Origin of the sequence: Streptomyces sp. UW30 (assembly GCF_008042075.1) — a bacterium.
GTDB lineage: Bacteria > Actinomycetota > Actinomycetes > Streptomycetales > Streptomycetaceae > Streptomyces.
On sequence record NZ_RDBN01000021.1, the window covers coordinates 35,153 to 51,034 of the forward strand.

Sequence of the window (15,882 nt, forward strand, 5' to 3'; positions counted from 1 at the left end):
GCGCATCCGCACGCCCCGCTCCATCAGCGGGCGGTCCCGCTCCAGGGCCTGCCGCAGGATGTGCTCGCTGCGTGCGCCCCCCGGCTGCACGGTCAGCACCTCGTGGCGGCACTCGCCGGTCGCGAGGTTGAGGGCCGCGTTGATCCGGTTGGAGCCCTCCAGCACGGTGATGGCGTGGGTGGGCGCCGGCGCGAGCGCGCTGAGCGCCATGAATGGCTCGAAGGATTCGGTGAGATCGATGGACATCCGCCGACGGTCGAGGATCTCGCGCTCCAGCGGGTGAAGACGTTGTGCGAGCACGACGGAGGGCGGAACCGGCCGCAGCCAGTTCTCGTCATCAGGGTCCGGGTGCAGCAGYGCSAACTCGAGCAGGCAGGGGGCTTCGGCGATCTCTGCCCGCGCGATGCGGCCGGTGCTCAACGCGGTCGCATAAAGCTGCGTCCCTTCCTCACAGAGATTTGTGATCGCATGGGGATGTGTCCCTTTTATGTGATTGTTAGGCAAATCTCCACCCCCCAGGGTCCTGAACATGCAGGAACATGATGCATCGCCCCTGTGGCATTGACGTGTCCGAATGAGCCATCGTCGTCGTGGCACGGGGGAAGAAAACTCGTTGAGTGAGGACGAAGCCGACTATGTTCAAGAGAATGCTTCGAGCGGCGCTTGCCGTTGCCTTCTCTGCGGCCGTGGTCTTCGGTGCTGGGGCGGGAACGGCGCAAGCAGCCAGTACGACCTTGAAGGACACGGGCTGGGGAGCTGCTGAGGCGACCGGAGTCGTCGTCGTGGCGGAGGACACCGGCTGGGGGGCCGCACCTGCGGACCCGACTGGTGCGACGTCATGACCACCCCACCCGACGATCGTTCCTTCCGCCGAGAAATGGCCACCGCCTACCGCTCCGGCTGGCACTTCATCGACCTGGTCACCGCGATCCCCCACTCCGGTGACTCGTTGATGGTGACTGTCTTCGGAGAGCCGGTCGTCGTCACCCGGGACGACGACGAGGACGTGCGGGCATACCGATGTCTGCGGCGGCCTCGGGGGGCGCCGCAGCCCGTGCGGTGTGCCATCCGGTACGGAATGATCTTCGTCAATCTCGATCAGCGCGACCACCGACTGGTGGAGCCGGAGGCCCCGGCCCCAAGGACCATCTCAGCCACCCCCCGCAGTGCCTGACGCGATTCCCCCGTCGTAACAGATCGCTCAGGTGCTTCCCCCCGCAGCGGCGTCACCGTGACCTGAACACGGTGACGCCGCTGCAGTTTTGCGGGGACATTTCCCCGTATCCGCCTGTTCATCCGGTCGCTGCCGGAACGGCCGGATCCGGTCACCCTCGCCCCATCGCCCGCGTCAGCTCGATCTCGATCGCCACCCGGTGGGGATTCGGCGCCGGCATCCGGCCGTAGCGCTCCGCGTACCGTCGCACCGCCTCCGCGACCCGCTCCGGCTCCGTCCGGACGTACGCCCGTCCCTCCAGCGTGGCCCACCGTCCGCCGTCCACCTGGCAGACCGCGACGGTCGCCCCGTCCGGGCCGGCGGCCAGGACGTGGCCCACCTTCGTGCTCGACTTGTTCGTGATCACCCGAGCAAGCCGCGCCCCGGGGTCGTATGTGACTCCGACGGGTACGACGTGCGGGGTGCCGTCCGGGCGCAGGGTCGTCAGAGTGCACAGGTGCCTCTCCTGCCAGAAGGTGAGGTACGGCGCGTCCGGCGCGCCCGGATCCTGAGGGTATGCCGCCATGGCCCTGGAACCTAGCCGTCCCATGCCTCTTGGCACTACCTTGAGCGGAATAGACTCAACTTTGTGTACGCTGATTCAGTCAGTACTGGGCGACGCTGACACCAGGAGGAGAACGGACACGTGGACGCAGAGCTGACCAACAGGAGCCGGGACGCGATCAACGCGGCCAGCAACAGGGCCGTGACCGAGGGGCACCCGGACCTCACCCCTGCCCACCTGCTGCTGGCCCTGCTCCAGGGCCCGGGCCAGCGGCAGGACAACGCGAACATCATCGACCTGCTGGCGGCCGTCGACGCCGACCAGGCCTCCGTGCGGGCCGGCGCCGAGAAGGTGCTCGCCGGACTGCCCAGCGTCACCGGGTCCACCGTGGCGCCTCCGCAGCCCAACCGCGAGCTGCTCGCCGTCATCGCGGACGCCCAGGCGCGGGCCCAGGAGCTCGGGGACGAGTACCTCTCCACCGAGCACCTCCTCATCGGCATCGCCGCCAAGGGCGGCCAGGCCGGTGACGTGCTCACCCAGCAGGGGGCCAGTGCGAAAAAGCTGCTGGACGCCTTCCAGAAGGCGCGCGGCGGGCGCCGGGTGACCAGCGCCGACCCCGAGGGGCAGTACAAGGCGCTGGAGAAGTTCGGGACCGACTTCACGGCCGCGGCCCGCGAGGGCAAGCTCGACCCCGTCATCGGGCGGGACCAGGAAATCCGGCGCGTGGTGCAGGTGCTCTCCCGCCGCACCAAGAACAACCCCGTCCTCATCGGCGAGCCCGGCGTCGGCAAGACCGCCGTCGTCGAAGGGCTCGCCCAGCGGATCGTCAAGGGTGACGTGCCCGAGTCCCTCAAGGACAAGCGGCTCGTCGCGCTCGACCTCGGTGCCATGGTCGCCGGAGCCAAGTACCGCGGCGAGTTCGAGGAGCGGCTGAAGACCGTGCTCGCGGAGATCAAGGACTCCGACGGGCAGATCATCACCTTCATCGACGAGCTGCACACCGTGGTCGGGGCCGGGGCAGGCGGTGACTCCGCCATGGACGCCGGCAACATGCTCAAGCCCATGCTCGCCCGCGGTGAGCTGCGCATGGTCGGCGCCACCACGCTCGACGAGTACCGCGAGCGGATCGAGAAGGACCCCGCCCTGGAGCGGCGCTTCCAGCAGGTGCTGGTCGCCGAGCCGACCGTCGAGGACACCATCGCGATCCTGCGCGGACTCAAGGGACGCTACGAGGCCCACCACAAGGTGCAGATCGCGGACGCCGCGCTGGTGGCCGCCGCGACCCTCTCCGACCGGTACATCACCTCCCGCTTCCTGCCGGACAAGGCCATCGACCTCGTCGACGAGGCCGCCTCCCGCCTCCGTATGGAGATCGACTCGTCCCCCGTGGAGATCGACGAACTCCAGCGCGTCGTGGACCGGCTCAAGATGGAGGAGCTGGCCCTCGACAAGGAGACCGACCCGGCCTCCCGCGACCGCCTGGACAAGCTGCGCCGCGACCTCGCCGACAAGGAGGAGGAGCTGCGCGGCCTGACCGCCCGCTGGGAGAAGGAGAAGCAGTCCCTCAACCGCGTCGGTGAGCTGAAGGAACGGCTCGACGACGTGCGCGGCCAGGCCGAACGCGCCCAGCGCGACGGCGACTTCGACTCCGCCTCCAAGCTGCTGTACGGCGAGATCCCCGGCCTGGAGAAGGAGCTGGAGGCCGCTTCCGAGGCCGAGGAGGAGGCCGCCAAGGACACGATGGTCAAGGACGAGGTCGGCTCCGACGACATCGCCGACGTCGTCGCGGCCTGGACCGGCATCCCGGCCGGGCGTCTCCTGGAGGGCGAGACGCAGAAGCTGCTGCGCATGGAGGACGAGCTCGGCAGGCGCCTGATCGGCCAGCAGGAGGCCGTACAGGCGGTGTCCGACGCCGTACGCCGCACCCGCGCGGGTATCGCCGACCCCGACCGGCCCACCGGCTCCTTCCTCTTCCTCGGCCCGACCGGCGTCGGCAAGACCGAGCTCGCCAAGGCGCTCGCCGACTTCCTCTTCGACGACGAGCGCGCGATGGTCCGCATCGACATGTCGGAGTACGGCGAGAAGCACACCGTGGCCCGCCTGGTCGGCGCCCCTCCCGGGTACGTCGGCTACGAGGAGGGCGGCCAGCTGACGGAGGCCGTGCGCAGGAGGCCGTACAGCGTCGTCCTGCTCGACGAGGTGGAGAAGGCGCACCCCGAGGTCTTCGACATCCTGCTCCAGGTGCTGGACGACGGGCGGCTGACGGACGGCCAGGGCCGTACGGTCGACTTCCGCAACGCGATCCTGGTGCTGACGTCGAACCTCGGCAGCCAGTTCCTGGTGGACCCGGTCACCAGCGAGGCGGAGAAGAAGGAACAGGTCCTGGAGGTGGTCCGGACCTCCTTCAAGCCGGAGTTCCTCAACCGCCTCGACGACCTGGTCGTCTTCTCGGCCCTGAACAAGGACGAGCTGAGCCGGATCGCGCGGCTCCAGATCGACCGCCTCGCCAAGCGGCTCGCCGAGCGGCGCCTCACCCTGGAGGTCGCCGACGCGGCCCTGGCCTGGCTCGCCGACGAGGGCAACGACCCGGCCTACGGCGCGCGCCCCCTGCGCCGCCTCGTCCAGACCGCCATCGGCGACCGCCTCGCCAAGGAGATCCTGGCCGGCGAGGTCAAGGACGGCGACACGGTCCGGGTGGACGCGTTCGGCGACGGCCTGATCGTGGGGCCGGCCACCGGGAAGACGCTCTAGCCGCAGGCAGTGGCACGACGGCCCGCCCCGCATCCGGGGCGGGCCGTCGCCACGTGCTCACATGGTGAACGCGGCGAAGCGCACGAGTGCGGTGTCGGCATCCTCGTAGTCCACCAGCACCTGCACCGCGTGGGCGCCCGCGCCGGGATGGTCGCCCGGGTCATCCAGATCGAGACAGAGATCGGCGTCCTCGGTGCAGAACTGCGTCTCGGGCGCCGGGGCGTCCGGATAGGTCCGCGTGAGCCAGTCCGGCACGTCGGCGCGCGGCATCCGGAAGGTCGCGCGGTAATGGATGTCCTGGAACCCCTGCACCTCGCACGCCCCGACGGTCTTGGCGCCGTCCGGCAGCGCGGCCCCGCCGAAGCGCAGGGCGTCGGCGCAGGGGACCTTCTCGGGCCCGGAGCGGGTCAGGTCGTCGTCCGCCAGCACCCACACCGCCACCATGACCACGAAGCCCGCCAGGGCCAGCGCCGGCACGGCCATGAGCGCGGCGAACAGCCACCATCTGGTATGCCCGCGCGGCGCCCGCTCCCCGCCCTGTTTTCCGGACATGCCCCCACCCTCCGTACGGGACCGTCACGACAGGCCAGATCATGTCAGCCGAGGGCTGACAGGCCCGGTCCGGGGTTGCCACCCCCCTCCCCGGATGAGGGAGGATGGCGTAATCCGTACGAAGGGAAAATCACGGTGAGCATCGACCCGTCCTCGATTCCGAACTTCGGGGGCCAGCAGCCGCAGCCCGGGCCCCCGCCCGGCCCCGTAGTCCCGGATCAGGACCTCGTGAAGCAGCTCCTCGACCAGATGGAGCTGAAGTACGTCGTCGACGACGAGGGTGACCTCGCGGCGCCGTGGGAGCAGTTCCGTACGTACTTCATGTTCCGCGGCGAGGATGACCAGCAGGTCTTCTCGGTGCGGACGTTCTACGACCGGCCCCACAAGATCGACGAGAAGCCCGAGCTTCTGGAGTCGATCGACGACTGGAACCGCCGGACCCTGTGGCCCAAGGTCTACAGCCACACGCACGACGACGGCACCGTCCGCCTGATCGGCGAAGCACAGATGCTGATCGGCACGGGCGTGAGCCTGGAGCACTTCGTCTCGTCGACGGTCAGCTGGGTGCGGGCCGCCATCGAGTTCGACAAGTGGCTCGTCGAGCAGCTCGGCCTTGAGCAGGAGGTCAACGACGCGGAGGAGCCGGAGGACGGCGAGGAGTAGTCCCGCAGACGCGCAGAGGCAGAGCCCGGCAAGGGCACCGGCCGTAACGGGCCGAGTGTCGAGGCCGGGCTTCGCCGTTTGCGCCGCTCACAGCGCCCGCAGTCGCTTGGCCGCCTCCTCCAGCACCTCCGTCCGCTTGCAGAACGCGAACCGCACGAAGGGCGCCCCCGCCTCCCGGTGGTCGTAGAAGACCGCGTTGGGGATGGCGACCACCCCGGCACGCTCCGGCAGCGCGCGGCAGAAGGCGAAGCCGTCCGTCTCGCCGAGGGGGCGGATGTCGGTGGTGATGAAGTAGGTGCCGGCGGGCCGGAACACCTCGAAACCGGCCTCCGTCAGTCCCGTCGCCAGCAGGTCCCGCTTGGCCAGCATGTCCTCGCGGAAGGCCGTGAAATAGCTGTCGGGCAGGGCGAGCGCCTCGGCGACCGCGTACTGGAACGGCCCCGACGAGACGTACGTCAGGAACTGCTTCGCCGAGCGTACGGCTGTGACCAGGCCGGGCGCCGAGGTCACCCAGCCGACCTTCCAGCCAGTGAAGGAGAAGCTCTTGCCGGCCGACCCGATCGTCACCGTCCGCTCGCGCATGCCCGGGAAGGTCGCCAGCGGCAGGTGCTCGGCGTCGTCGAAGACCAGGTGCTCGTACACCTCGTCGGTCACCACGAGCAGGTCCCGCTCGACGGCCAGCTCGGCGATCGCCGTCAGCTCCGCCCGGGTGAGGACGGTGCCGGTGGGGTTGTGCGGGGTGTTGATCAGCAGCAGCCGGGTGCGGTCGGTGACGGCGGCGCGCAGCTCGTCCAGGTCGAGCCGGAAGCGTCCCTCGTGCGGGCGCAGGGTGACCGGCACGCGCGTACCGCCCGCCATGGCGATGCAGGCCGCGTAGGAGTCGTAGTACGGCTCGAAGGCGATGACCTCGTCGCCGGGTTCCAGGAGGGCGAGCAGGGCGGCGGCGATGGCCTCCGTGGCGCCGGCGGTGACCAGGACCTCGGTGTCGGGGTCGTACGACAGCCCGTAGCGCCGCTGCTGGTGCGCGGCGATCGCCGTGCGCAGCTCCGGGACGCCGGGGCCCGGCGGGTACTGGTTGCCGCGCCCGTCCCGCAGCGCCCGCACGGCCGCCTCGCGGACCTCCTCGGGGCCGTCGGTGTCGGGGAAGCCCTGCCCCAGGTTGATGGACCCCGTGCTCAGGGCCAGCGCGGACATCTCGGCGAAGATCGTCGTCCCGAACTCGGCGAGCCGGCGGTTGAGCAGCGGGCGCGTGGTGGAGGTCATGCCGGCCATCCTGCGCCCAAGCTCTGGAGTTCCTCAACTCTGCTTTGGGCCGCGAGAAGGGCGGGAATCTGACTGCCACGCACCGAGCGGTGGCGCCCACGGGGGGACGCCCAGGGCCGCTTCGGGGGAACGGAAGGAGGCTGACGCCATGGTTACAGGTTTCATCGTGGTGCTGGTCGCAGTGGTCCTTGTGGTGATCGTCAAGTCCGCCACCCGCGGTGGCAGCAGCCGTCGGAGGCGCTCGCGCAGCGGCAGCTGGTGGGCCGGCGGCGGAAGCAGTGGAAGTGGATCGTCCTGCGGGGGTGGCTCCAGCTCCTCCTGCGGAGGCGGCTCGTCCTGCGGAGGCGGGTCGTCCTGCGGAGGTGGCGGTGGCGGATGCGGTGGCGGAGGCAGCTGACACGGGGCAGCTGAGCTCCCCGAGCAGGGGGAACCGCATCCGCGCCGAGCGGGGCCGGTGTCTGGGACCGGCCCCGCTTTCGTGTGTTCGGCCGCGCACCGGCGCACGCCCCGTCCCGTCGGCGTACGCCGGAGTTGAACAGTTGAGCTGATAAGCCCTCTGAGGGATGGAAACCCTACGAACTTGGGTAAAAACCCTGTGGTTGAGCCCTAGTTCATGATTCAGTGAATTTCACCAACGCAGCCCCTCGGACGTCCCGCGGACACCCCTTCTGACCGGCCGACTGGGCTGACCGGGCCGATCTCCGGGTGTCGGCCCGGGTGCGCCGGAGACCCACACCTCCCCTTGCTCGCGTAGCGGAGCCGACCCATGCTCACGACCCTGAACACCGCCTACACCGACACGCGCGCGGCCGACCTGGCCTGGGCCCTGGGGCGCGAGCCGCTGCCCGCGCTGGCCGCACTCGACCTCGAACTGACCGGTGCGAAGCTTCAGTTGAGACTGCTCGGCGCGTCCCACCAGGTGCTGTTGGAGGAGGAGCGGGGCATCTGTTCCGAGACGGTGGCCTGTATGCCCGGCAGCAGCACACCCCTGCCGCTCGGCGTGGCCAAGCGGGCGGGCGACTGGGAGTACGAGTTCGCGGCCCGGGTGGAGATCCTGTCGCCGGGTCAGTTCACGGGCCGCGCCCAGGAGTTGCTGGCCCTGGTCGCGGACCATCCGCACGGCCTCGCCGGTGTCTTCCCCGGCAGCCCGCACGCGTTCACCGCGATGCTGGCCCAGCATCACGAGGGGCAGGTCCACTGGCGCACCTGGCACGCGTACCCACAGGACGGGCAGTTGGTGGCGACGCGGACGAGGGTGGGGGTGAGGGTGCCGGCGGCCACCGCCCGGCACAGGGCCGGTGAATTCAGCCCGTCCGGAGTCTGAGGACAGCGGGGGCCGCATAAACCACCGGGTACGGAAATGACGGTCAGTTCCACACGTGTGGGTGACGTAGCGTGCGGCAGCCGTAACGTACCGTCGGCAGCGTGATCGAGCCGCACGCCCCCGCCCCGCCCGGCACCAGGTCGCCCTGGCCCGGTCCCGCGCGGCTTCCGGTCCGGCCGGGCACCGGGCGGTTCCTGGTCCTCGCGGGCGTCTTCGTCTGCGCCGCCTGCGGACTCGTGTACGAACTCGAACTCGTCGCCCTCGCCTCGTACTTGATCGGCGACTCGGTCACCCAGGCCTCCGTCGTGCTGTCCGTCATGGTGTTCGCGATGGGTATCGGATCCCTGGCCGCCAAACGCCTGCGCCCGCACGCCGCGGCCGGCTTCGGCGCCATCGAGGCCGTACTCGCCCTGGTCGGCGGGTCCAGCGCGCTGGGGCTGTACGCCGTCTTCGCCTGGACCGGCGACTGGGGCGGGATGTGGGCCAACGGCCCGCGCGCCCTCCTCGTCGCCTTCTCCCTCACCATCGGCCTGCTCATCGGCGCCGAGGTGCCGCTGCTGATGGAGCTGATCCAGCGCATCCGGCGCCAGGACGCGGGCGGCGCGGTGGCCGACCTGTTCGCCGCCGACTACGTGGGCGCGCTGGTCGGCGGGCTCGCCTTCCCCTTCCTCCTGCTGCCCCTGCTGGGCCAGTTGACCGCCGCCCTGATCACCGGCGCCGTCAACGCCGTGGTGGGCGGCGCGCTCGTCCTCGGCCTGTTCCGCCGGGACCTCAGCCGCCGCGCCCGCTGGCTGCTGGTGATCGCCAACGTCACCGTGCTCGGCGTCCTCGCCTCCGCCGCCGTACTCGTCGACGACTTCGAACGGGCGGCACGGCACGCGGTGTACGGGCGGGACGTACGCGTGGCCGTCCAGACGGACATCCAGGAGGTCGTCATCACTGGCGGCACGCAGGGCCGTCCGCTCGACCTCTTCCTCGACGGACGCCTGCGGGTCAGCGGCCGTGACGCCCGCCGCTACCACGAGGCGCTGGTCCACCCCGCGATGAGCGGCGAGCACACGCGCGTGCTCATCCTCGGCGGCGGTGACGGACTGGCGGCGCGCGAAGTGCTGCGCCATCCCGGGGTGCACCGGGTCGACGTCGTCGAACTCGACGCCGGTGTGGTGCGGTTGGCGCGCGAGGACCCTCCGCTGTCCCGGCTCAACGGCCATGTGTACGACGACCCCCGCGTCCACGCCATGACGGACGACGCCTTCCGCTGGCTGCGGGCGGCGCCGCCCTCGACCTACGACGTGGTCATCTCGGACCTGCCCGACCCCGGCATCACCGCCAGTACGAAGCTCTACTCCCAGGAGTTCTACGCCCTCGCCCGCCGCGCCCTGACACCGCACGGCCGTCTCGCGGTGCACGCCGGGCCGGTCTCCATCCGCCCCCGCGTCTTCTGGACGGTCGACACGACCCTGCACACGGCGGGCCTGCGCACCGCGCCCTACCGCGTCAGGGGCCGTGACTCCGGCTTCACGGCGGGCCCCGACCGCTCGACGGGACCGGCGCGGGCACCGCACGACTGGGGGTTCATCCTCGCGGGACGACAGGAGCCGCCGGCGCTGCGGCTCGGCGCGGGGGCGCCACGGCTTCAGACGCTGACCCAGACGGGGCTGACGGCCGACGCGCGGGCCGCGGAGGGGACGCGGGTGTGGGGGTTGGGGGCTTCCACGTTGGTGCATCCGCGGTACTGAGCGGCGGGGGCCGGGGAGGATACGCCCGGCGGGCGGGTGTCCGGTGAGAATCCCGGGATGTGTGGGTGCGGTTCACGCCATGCTGGGTAGGCTCGATCGGCATGGAGCATGAGGTGTTCGTTCCGGTTCCGGCGGAGCGGCTCAGGGAGGTGCTGGCCGATCCCGTGCGGGTCGCCCGGGCGGTCCCCGGGCTCCAGCAGGACGCCGGGGCCGAGCCGGTGACCGGGCGGCTGAAGGTGCGCGTCGGCGGCCACACCATCACCTATCGGGGCGCCGTGCGGATCTCCGCCCGGGACGACGGTTCCTATGCCGTCGAGGGCGACGCGACCGAGGCGCGCGGGAGCGGGTCCGTGAAGCTGGCGCTCACCCTGCGGGTGGAGGAGGCCGACGGCGGGTCCACGATGCGGTTCGAGGGGAGCGCATCGGCGGACGGGCGGGTCACGGAGTTCTCGGCGGAGGCGGTGGGGTCGGCCGTCACCCGGCTGCTGAACCGGTTCGGCGGGCAGCTGGGAGTGGTGGCCGGGGAAGAGCGGTCCGAGCCGGAGCCCGAGCCGGAGGCCGAGGCGTCCGTCGAGGCCGTCGAGGAGGCGTTGGCGCCCGGGGAGTTCGAGACCCGGGTGACCAGTGACTTCGAGACGACGCCGGACGCGGATGATGCCGCGGCGCCGGAGGTCGGGGCGGAGCCCGCGTCCGTCTTCGAGAGCGAGGTGCCGCCGCCGTCGCTGGATCCCCGGGCCCAGGACGACGAGGACGACGAAGCCGACGAGGACGACGAAGGCGACGAGGAGCCGCACGTCGCGGAGGCGGCGCACGCCCGGCGGACGATGATCGGTCGCAGCGCGGAGGAAGTGGACCACGCGCCGCCGCGCGGCCGGTACGCGCCTGTTCCGGCGCCGCAGACCGTGGCGCCGCATTCCACCCTGCGGTGGGCCGCTCCGGCAGCGGTGCTGGTGCTGGCCTCGGCGTTCGTGGTGGGGCGGATGCTGCGTCGACGCCGCTGAGCGACCCCGCCCCGACGAGCGGAGCGGCCTGCCCGTCGAGAGTGATGCGCCGAAGATCGACGTAGTAGTCGGCTTCCAGACCCGACGACAGGGTCACCTTGCCGTGCACCACGGCCTTGTCCTTGATCTGCTGCAGCAGCTCGCCACGTACGTCAGTCATGCCGAACCGGGATGCTCCGAGCGCCTGTCACCAGCCGAGACGGAAGCCCCTCGGGAGCCGGCGTCAGTCCAGAGCGAGTTCGTCCTTGGAGTACGCGAAGAGGTACGGCACTCCCGCGCCCTCCTGGATCTTCTCGGCGGCCCCGGTGGCCCGGTCCACGATCGTCGCGACGGCGCCTGGAACGTCGCCCGGGTCACCGACGACGAGGCCGTCATCACGTACGACCTGGTCGAGCCGTGGCCCTATGCCGCCAGGGTCACCCATGTCGTCGCGCTCACCCCGGACAGCCTCAGCCTGACCATGGCGGTCGAGACGTACGAGGACTCGTTCCCGGCGCAGATCGGCTGGCATCCCTGGTTCAACCGGAACCTCGGCGGCGAGGGCGCGCAGGACGCCCGGCTCGACTTCACCCCCGCCTGGCAGGAGGAGCGCGGGGACGATCACCTGCCCACCGGCAACCGGATCGAGCCGAAACCCGGCCCCTGGGACGACTGCTTCGGCATGCCCGGAGGTGTCGACGTCACCCTCACCTGGCCGGGGCAGCTGGAGCTGAAGGTGGCCAGCCGCGAGGAGTGGGTCGTCGTGTACGACGAGCAGGAGGCCGCCGTGTGCGTCGAGCCGCAGACCGGGCCGCCCAACGGTCTGAACACCCTGCCCCGCCTGGTCACGCCCCTGGAGCCGCTGGAGGCCACGACCGTCTGGAGCTGGCGGCGCCTCTAAGCTGGGCGGCATGACTGACGTACGTGGCGAGCTGCTGCAGCAGATCAAGGACAAGGCCGTGGTGCACGGCAAGGTGACCCTGTCGTCGGGTCTGGAAGCCGACTACTACGTCGATCTTCGGCGCATCACTCTCGACGGGCAGGCCGCTCCGCTCGTCGGGCAGGTGCTGCTCGACCTGACGGCCGACCTGGAGTTCGACGCAGTGGGCGGGCTGACCATGGGCGCCGACCCGGTCGCCGCCGCGATGCTGCACGCGGCCGCCGCCCGCGGCAAGCGCCTCGACGCCTTCGTGGTGCGCAAGGCCGCCAAGGCGCACGGGCTGCAGCGCCGGGTCGAGGGACCGGACATCGCCGGCCGCCGTGTGCTCGTCGTCGAGGACACCTCCACCACCGGCGGCTCCCCGCTCACCGCCGTCGAGGCCGTGCGCGAGGCCGGCGCCGAGGTCGTCGCCGTCGCGACGATCGTGGACCGGGCCACCGGGGCCGCCGAGAAGATCCAGGAGGGCGCGGGAGTGCCGTACCTCTTCGCGTACTCCAAGGACGAACTCGCTCTGGACTGACGCCGGCTCCCGAGGGGCTTCCGTCTCGGCTGGTGACAGGCGCTCGGAGCATCCCGGTTCGTCTGGAAAGATGGGGCCGACGATGACGTCACACCCCCCAAGGTCTAGGTCAGGGCCGTAAGAAAAACGCCGTACGCAGTACGTCAACCCGCACACTCCAAGGAGCGGACAGATGCCCATCGCAACCCCCGAGGTCTACAACGAGATGCTCGACCGGGCGAAGGCAGGCAAGTTCGCCTACCCGGCCATCAACGTGACCTCCTCCCAGACCCTGCACGCGGCCCTGCGCGGCTTCGCGGAGGCGGAGAGCGACGGCATCATCCAGATCTCCACGGGTGGTGCGGAGTTCCTCGGCGGCCAGCACAGCAAGGACATGGTCACGGGCTCCGTCGCCCTGGCCGAGTTCGCGCACATCGTCGCCAAGAAGTACGACATCACCGTCGCCCTGCACACCGACCACTGCCCGAAGGACAAGCTCGACGGGTACGTACGCCCGCTGCTCGCCGTGTCCGAGGAGCGCGTCGCGCGCGGTGAGAACCCGCTGTTCCAGTCGCACATGTGGGACGGCTCGGCCGAGACCCTCGCCGACAACCTCTCCATCGCCCAGGAACTGCTGGAGCGCGCCCGCGCCGCGAAGATCATCCTTGAGGTCGAGATCACCCCGACTGGCGGCGAGGAGGACGGCGTCACGCACGAGATCAACGACTCGCTGTACACGACCGTCGACGACGCGATCCGTACGGCCGAGGCGCTCGGCCTCGGTGAGAAGGGCCGCTACCTGCTGGCCGCGTCCTTCGGCAACGTCCACGGCGTGTACAAGCCGGGCAACGTCGTGCTGCGCCCCGAGCTGCTGAAGGAGCTGAACGAGGGCGTCGCCGCCAAGTACGGCAAGGCGTCCCCCTTCGACTTCGTCTTCCACGGCGGCTCCGGCTCCACCGAGCAGGAGATCGCGACCGCGCTGGACAACGGCGTCGTCAAGATGAACATCGACACCGACACGCAGTACGCCTTCACGCGTCCGGTGGCGGCCCACATGTTCCAGAACTACGACGGCGTCCTGAAGGTCGACGGCGAGGTCGGCTCCAAGAAGACCTACGACCCGCGCACCTGGGGCAAGCTCGCCGAGGCGTCCATGGCCGCGCGCGTGACGGAGGCCTGCGCCAACCTGCGTTCCTCGGGTACGAGGATCAAGTAGTTCCCTGGGTTTCCCGGGGTTTCCCGGGATCTTCCGAGCCCGGCGCCTGTCTACGGCGCCGGGCTCGCTGTATACCTGAGGACATGCCCGACGTCCGGCTGGCCTCACCGCAGGGCAAATGGATCCTGCTCACCACAGTCCTCGGCTCCAGCATGGCCATGCTGGACTCGACCGTCGTCAATGTCGCCCTCCCCCGCATCGGCGAGGACCTCGACGCCGACCTCGCCGCGCTCCAGTGGACGATCAACGCGTACATGCTGACGCTGGCCGGGCTGATTCTGCTCGGCGGCTCGCTGGGGGACCGGTACGGGCGGCGCAAGGTCTTCGTCATCGGCGTCGTGTGGTTCGCCGTGGCCTCACTGCTGTGCGGGATCGCCCCGAACGCCGGGGTACTCATCGCCGCGCGAGCGCTGCAGGGCGTCGGCGGGGCCCTGCTCACGCCCGGTTCCCTGGCCCTGATCCAGGCGTCCTTCCATCCCGACGACCGGGCGCGGGCGGTCGGCCTGTGGTCGGGCTTCGGGGGCGTCGGCGCGGCGGTGGGCCCCTTCCTCGGCGGCTGGCTGGTGGACGGGCCCGGCTGGCGGTGGGTGTTCCTGCTCAACGTCCCGCTGGCGCTGGCGTGCGCGCCGATCGCCGTACGGCACGTCCCGGAGTCCGGGGACGGCGGCAAACACGGGAGCTTCGACGTGCTCGGCGCGGCCCTCGGCGCCCTGTCCCTGGCCCTCGTGACGTACGCGCTGATCGAGGCCCAGGACGGCTCGGTGGTCGTCGCCGTGTCCGCGGTCGCCGGCGTGGCAGCGGGCGTCGCCTTCGTGGTCGTCGAGAAGCGCCGGCCCGATCCGATGATGCCGCTCGGCATCTTCGCGTCCCGTCAGTTCACCGCCGTCAACATCGTCACCCTCTGTGTGTACGCGGCCCTCGGCGGCTTCTTCTTCCTCGCCGCCCTCCAGCTCCAGGTCGTCTCCGGCTACTCGGCCCTGGGCGCCGGTACGGCCCTGCTCCCGACGACCCTCCTGATGCTGCTGCTCTCCGCCCGCTCCGGCGCGCTCGCCGCCCGGATCGGCCCACGCATCCCGCTCACCGTCGGGCCCCTGGTCTGCGCGGTCGGCATGCTGCTGATGCTGCGGGTCGGCGAGGACGCCTCGTACGTCGCCGACGTGCTCCCCGCCGTGCTCGTCCTCGGCATCGGCCTGGTCACCATCGTGGCCCCCCTCACCGCCACGGTCCTCGCCTCGGTCGACGTCGCCCGCGCGGGCCTGGCCAGCGGCATCAACAATGCGGCGGCCCGAGCGGCGGGCCTGATCGCGGTGGCCGCGTTGCCGCTGCTCGCCGGCATGGGGGAGGAGGCGTACCGCTCGCCGGACGCCTTCAACACGTCGTTCGACCGGGCGATGGTGTGGTGCGCCGGCGCCCTGGTCCTGGGCGCGGCCATCGCCTTCGCGACGGTACGGGCGCTGCCACCGGACTGCCTCCGACCGGAGTGCCTCCACCACGGGTCGATCAATTCGCCGCCGTTGGAGGGGGTGCGGAGTCGGTCGCGGTTGTCGGGGGAGGGGGAGGGGTAGCGCGGGTGGCCCGGACCGCACAACTCAGCTCGTCAAGGCGTGTGAGGCCGAGGTCCCGGCGTCCCTGGCCCTCACCCACCAGCCCGTCCGGGGGTCCCCCCTGCTCGAAGAGCTTGGGGGAGTTTGAGGACGAGGCCCTTTGGGGCCGAAGCGGGGTCTGGGGCGGCAGCCCCAGCGGGGTCGAAGGGGCGGAGCCCCTGGGGGACCCCGACGACCCCGAGCCGCGCGAGCTCCTCGCCGGCGGCACCGCCCCCGCGGACGTCGCAGCGAAGTACCCCACCTCCTCCCTGGCCTGGGCCCAGCTCGCCGACGACGCCTTCGAGCGCGGCAGCGTCGTGGAGTCGTACGCCTACGCCCGCACGGGCTACCACCGCGGCCTGGACGCCCTGCGCCGAAACGGCTGGAAGGGCCACGGCCCGGTCCCCTGGGAGCACGAGCCGAACCGCGGCTTCCTGCGCGCCCTGCACGCCCTCGCCCGCGCCGCCGGAGCGATCGGCGAGCAGGAGGAGTACGAGCGCTGCTCGCAGTTCCTGAAGGACTCCTCGCCGGCGGCCGCCCAGACCCTGGGCTAGTCGCTCCCGGCGACCGCGGTCCCGTAAGGCCCGCCGATGTGACCAGGCGGGCCTTGCGCCACCCGGGGTGATACCTGAGGATGCCGGGTGGGGACCGGGG

General features: G+C 71.1%; 13 protein-coding genes and 4 pseudogenes. 11 read left to right on the forward strand and 6 right to left on the reverse strand.

Annotated elements, in window-relative coordinates; translation table 11 throughout:
- Positions 1-531: pseudogene (locus EAO75_RS10350) on the reverse strand (helix-turn-helix transcriptional regulator); the annotation flags it as partial.
- A 307-nt stretch (positions 532-838) separates the two neighbouring features.
- On the opposite strand from EAO75_RS10350, the gene EAO75_RS10355 reads away from it, so the two are divergent.
- A complete protein-coding gene (locus tag EAO75_RS10355; protein WP_147994775.1) occupies positions 839-1,174 on the forward strand; it encodes a hypothetical protein in 336 nt (111 codons plus the stop codon).
- A 151-nt stretch (positions 1,175-1,325) separates the two neighbouring features.
- Here EAO75_RS10355 and EAO75_RS10360 read toward each other — a convergent pair whose 3' ends face one another.
- Entirely contained in the window at positions 1,326-1,739 is a 414-nt protein-coding gene (locus EAO75_RS10360; protein WP_147994776.1) for a pyridoxamine 5'-phosphate oxidase family protein, read from the reverse strand.
- A gap of 120 nt (positions 1,740-1,859) precedes the next feature.
- Between EAO75_RS10360 and clpB the strand changes: the two genes are divergently transcribed.
- Positions 1,860-4,469: an ATP-dependent chaperone ClpB gene (gene clpB / locus EAO75_RS10365; RefSeq protein ID WP_147994777.1), complete on the forward strand. Its 2,610-nt coding sequence runs from the start codon at positions 1,860-1,862 to the stop codon at positions 4,467-4,469.
- A gap of 57 nt (positions 4,470-4,526) precedes the next feature.
- Here clpB and EAO75_RS10370 read toward each other — a convergent pair whose 3' ends face one another.
- Complete coding sequence (locus EAO75_RS10370; RefSeq protein ID WP_147994778.1) at positions 4,527-5,021, reverse strand: hypothetical protein; 495 nt, start codon at positions 5,019-5,021, stop codon at positions 4,527-4,529.
- A 135-nt stretch (positions 5,022-5,156) separates the two neighbouring features.
- Between EAO75_RS10370 and EAO75_RS10375 the strand changes: the two genes are divergently transcribed.
- A complete protein-coding gene (locus tag EAO75_RS10375) occupies positions 5,157-5,684 on the forward strand; it encodes a YbjN domain-containing protein (protein WP_147994779.1) in 528 nt (175 codons plus the stop codon).
- An 87-nt stretch (positions 5,685-5,771) separates the two neighbouring features.
- Here EAO75_RS10375 and EAO75_RS10380 read toward each other — a convergent pair whose 3' ends face one another.
- Positions 5,772-6,956: a pyridoxal phosphate-dependent aminotransferase gene (locus tag EAO75_RS10380; protein ID WP_147994780.1), complete on the reverse strand. Its 1,185-nt coding sequence runs from the start codon at positions 6,954-6,956 to the stop codon at positions 5,772-5,774.
- Positions 6,957-7,713: 757 nt separating this feature from the next.
- Between EAO75_RS10380 and EAO75_RS10390 the strand changes: the two genes are divergently transcribed.
- The 3 genes from EAO75_RS10390 (at position 7,714) to EAO75_RS10400 (ending at position 11,011) form a co-directional block, all read left to right on the forward strand.
- Positions 7,714-8,271, forward strand: coding sequence for a DUF2617 family protein (locus tag EAO75_RS10390; protein WP_147994782.1), 558 nt, complete (start codon positions 7,714-7,716; stop codon positions 8,269-8,271).
- A 101-nt stretch (positions 8,272-8,372) separates the two neighbouring features.
- The gene (locus EAO75_RS10395) at positions 8,373-10,010 is read left to right on the forward strand and encodes a polyamine aminopropyltransferase (RefSeq protein WP_147994783.1); all 1,638 of its coding nucleotides are present in this window, start codon (positions 8,373-8,375) and stop codon (positions 10,008-10,010) included.
- 101 nt (positions 10,011-10,111) lie between these two features.
- Complete coding sequence (locus tag EAO75_RS10400) at positions 10,112-11,011, forward strand: SRPBCC domain-containing protein (protein WP_147994784.1); 900 nt, start codon at positions 10,112-10,114, stop codon at positions 11,009-11,011.
- 10 nt (positions 11,012-11,021) lie between these two features.
- On the opposite strand, the pseudogene EAO75_RS10405 reads toward EAO75_RS10400, so the two are convergent.
- Both EAO75_RS10405 and EAO75_RS48215 read right to left on the reverse strand, forming a co-directional pair.
- Positions 11,022-11,171 (reverse strand): annotated as a pseudogene (locus EAO75_RS10405) (orotate phosphoribosyltransferase); the annotation flags it as partial.
- Between the two features lie 63 nt (positions 11,172-11,234).
- Positions 11,235-11,348, reverse strand: a pseudogene (locus EAO75_RS48215) (orotate phosphoribosyltransferase); the annotation flags it as partial.
- Here EAO75_RS48215 and EAO75_RS10415 point away from each other — a divergent pair.
- The 5 genes and pseudogenes from EAO75_RS10415 to EAO75_RS10435 form a co-directional block, all read left to right on the forward strand.
- Positions 11,331-11,891, forward strand: a pseudogene (locus EAO75_RS10415) (aldose 1-epimerase); the annotation flags it as partial. The pseudogenes EAO75_RS48215 and EAO75_RS10415 sit on opposite strands and share 18 nt — an antisense overlap.
- A gap of 10 nt (positions 11,892-11,901) precedes the next feature.
- On the forward strand, positions 11,902-12,450 hold the full coding sequence (pyrE, locus tag EAO75_RS10420; protein WP_147994785.1) for an orotate phosphoribosyltransferase: 549 nt from the start codon (positions 11,902-11,904) through the stop codon (positions 12,448-12,450).
- Between the two features lie 172 nt (positions 12,451-12,622).
- Positions 12,623-13,645, forward strand: coding sequence for a class II fructose-bisphosphate aldolase (gene fbaA / locus EAO75_RS10425; protein WP_147994786.1), 1,023 nt, complete (start codon positions 12,623-12,625; stop codon positions 13,643-13,645).
- Positions 13,646-13,728: 83 nt separating this feature from the next.
- Positions 13,729-15,210 (forward strand): MFS transporter, encoded by a 1,482-nt coding sequence (locus EAO75_RS10430; RefSeq protein ID WP_147994787.1) that lies wholly within the window; start codon positions 13,729-13,731, stop codon positions 15,208-15,210.
- A 197-nt stretch (positions 15,211-15,407) separates the two neighbouring features.
- A complete protein-coding gene (locus EAO75_RS10435) occupies positions 15,408-15,782 on the forward strand; it encodes a DUF3151 domain-containing protein (protein WP_147995229.1) in 375 nt (124 codons plus the stop codon).
- Positions 15,783-15,882: the final 100 nt, after the last annotated feature.

Coding starts and splice junctions, on each gene's coding strand:
- EAO75_RS10355 (WP_147994775.1), top strand. CDS start 839: ATGACCACCCCACCCGACGATCGTTCCTTCCGCCGAGAAATGGCCACC.
- EAO75_RS10360 (WP_147994776.1), bottom strand. CDS start 1,739: ATGGCGGCATACCCTCAGGATCCGGGCGCGCCGGACGCGCCGTACCTC.
- EAO75_RS10370 (WP_147994778.1), bottom strand. CDS start 5,021: ATGTCCGGAAAACAGGGCGGGGAGCGGGCGCCGCGCGGGCATACCAGA.
- EAO75_RS10380 (WP_147994780.1), bottom strand. CDS start 6,956: ATGGCCGGCATGACCTCCACCACGCGCCCGCTGCTCAACCGCCGGCTC.
- EAO75_RS10390 (WP_147994782.1), top strand. CDS start 7,714: ATGCTCACGACCCTGAACACCGCCTACACCGACACGCGCGCGGCCGAC.
- EAO75_RS10400 (WP_147994784.1), top strand. CDS start 10,112: ATGGAGCATGAGGTGTTCGTTCCGGTTCCGGCGGAGCGGCTCAGGGAG.
- pyrE (WP_147994785.1), top strand. CDS start 11,902: ATGACTGACGTACGTGGCGAGCTGCTGCAGCAGATCAAGGACAAGGCC.
- fbaA (WP_147994786.1), top strand. CDS start 12,623: ATGCCCATCGCAACCCCCGAGGTCTACAACGAGATGCTCGACCGGGCG.
- EAO75_RS10430 (WP_147994787.1), top strand. CDS start 13,729: ATGCCCGACGTCCGGCTGGCCTCACCGCAGGGCAAATGGATCCTGCTC.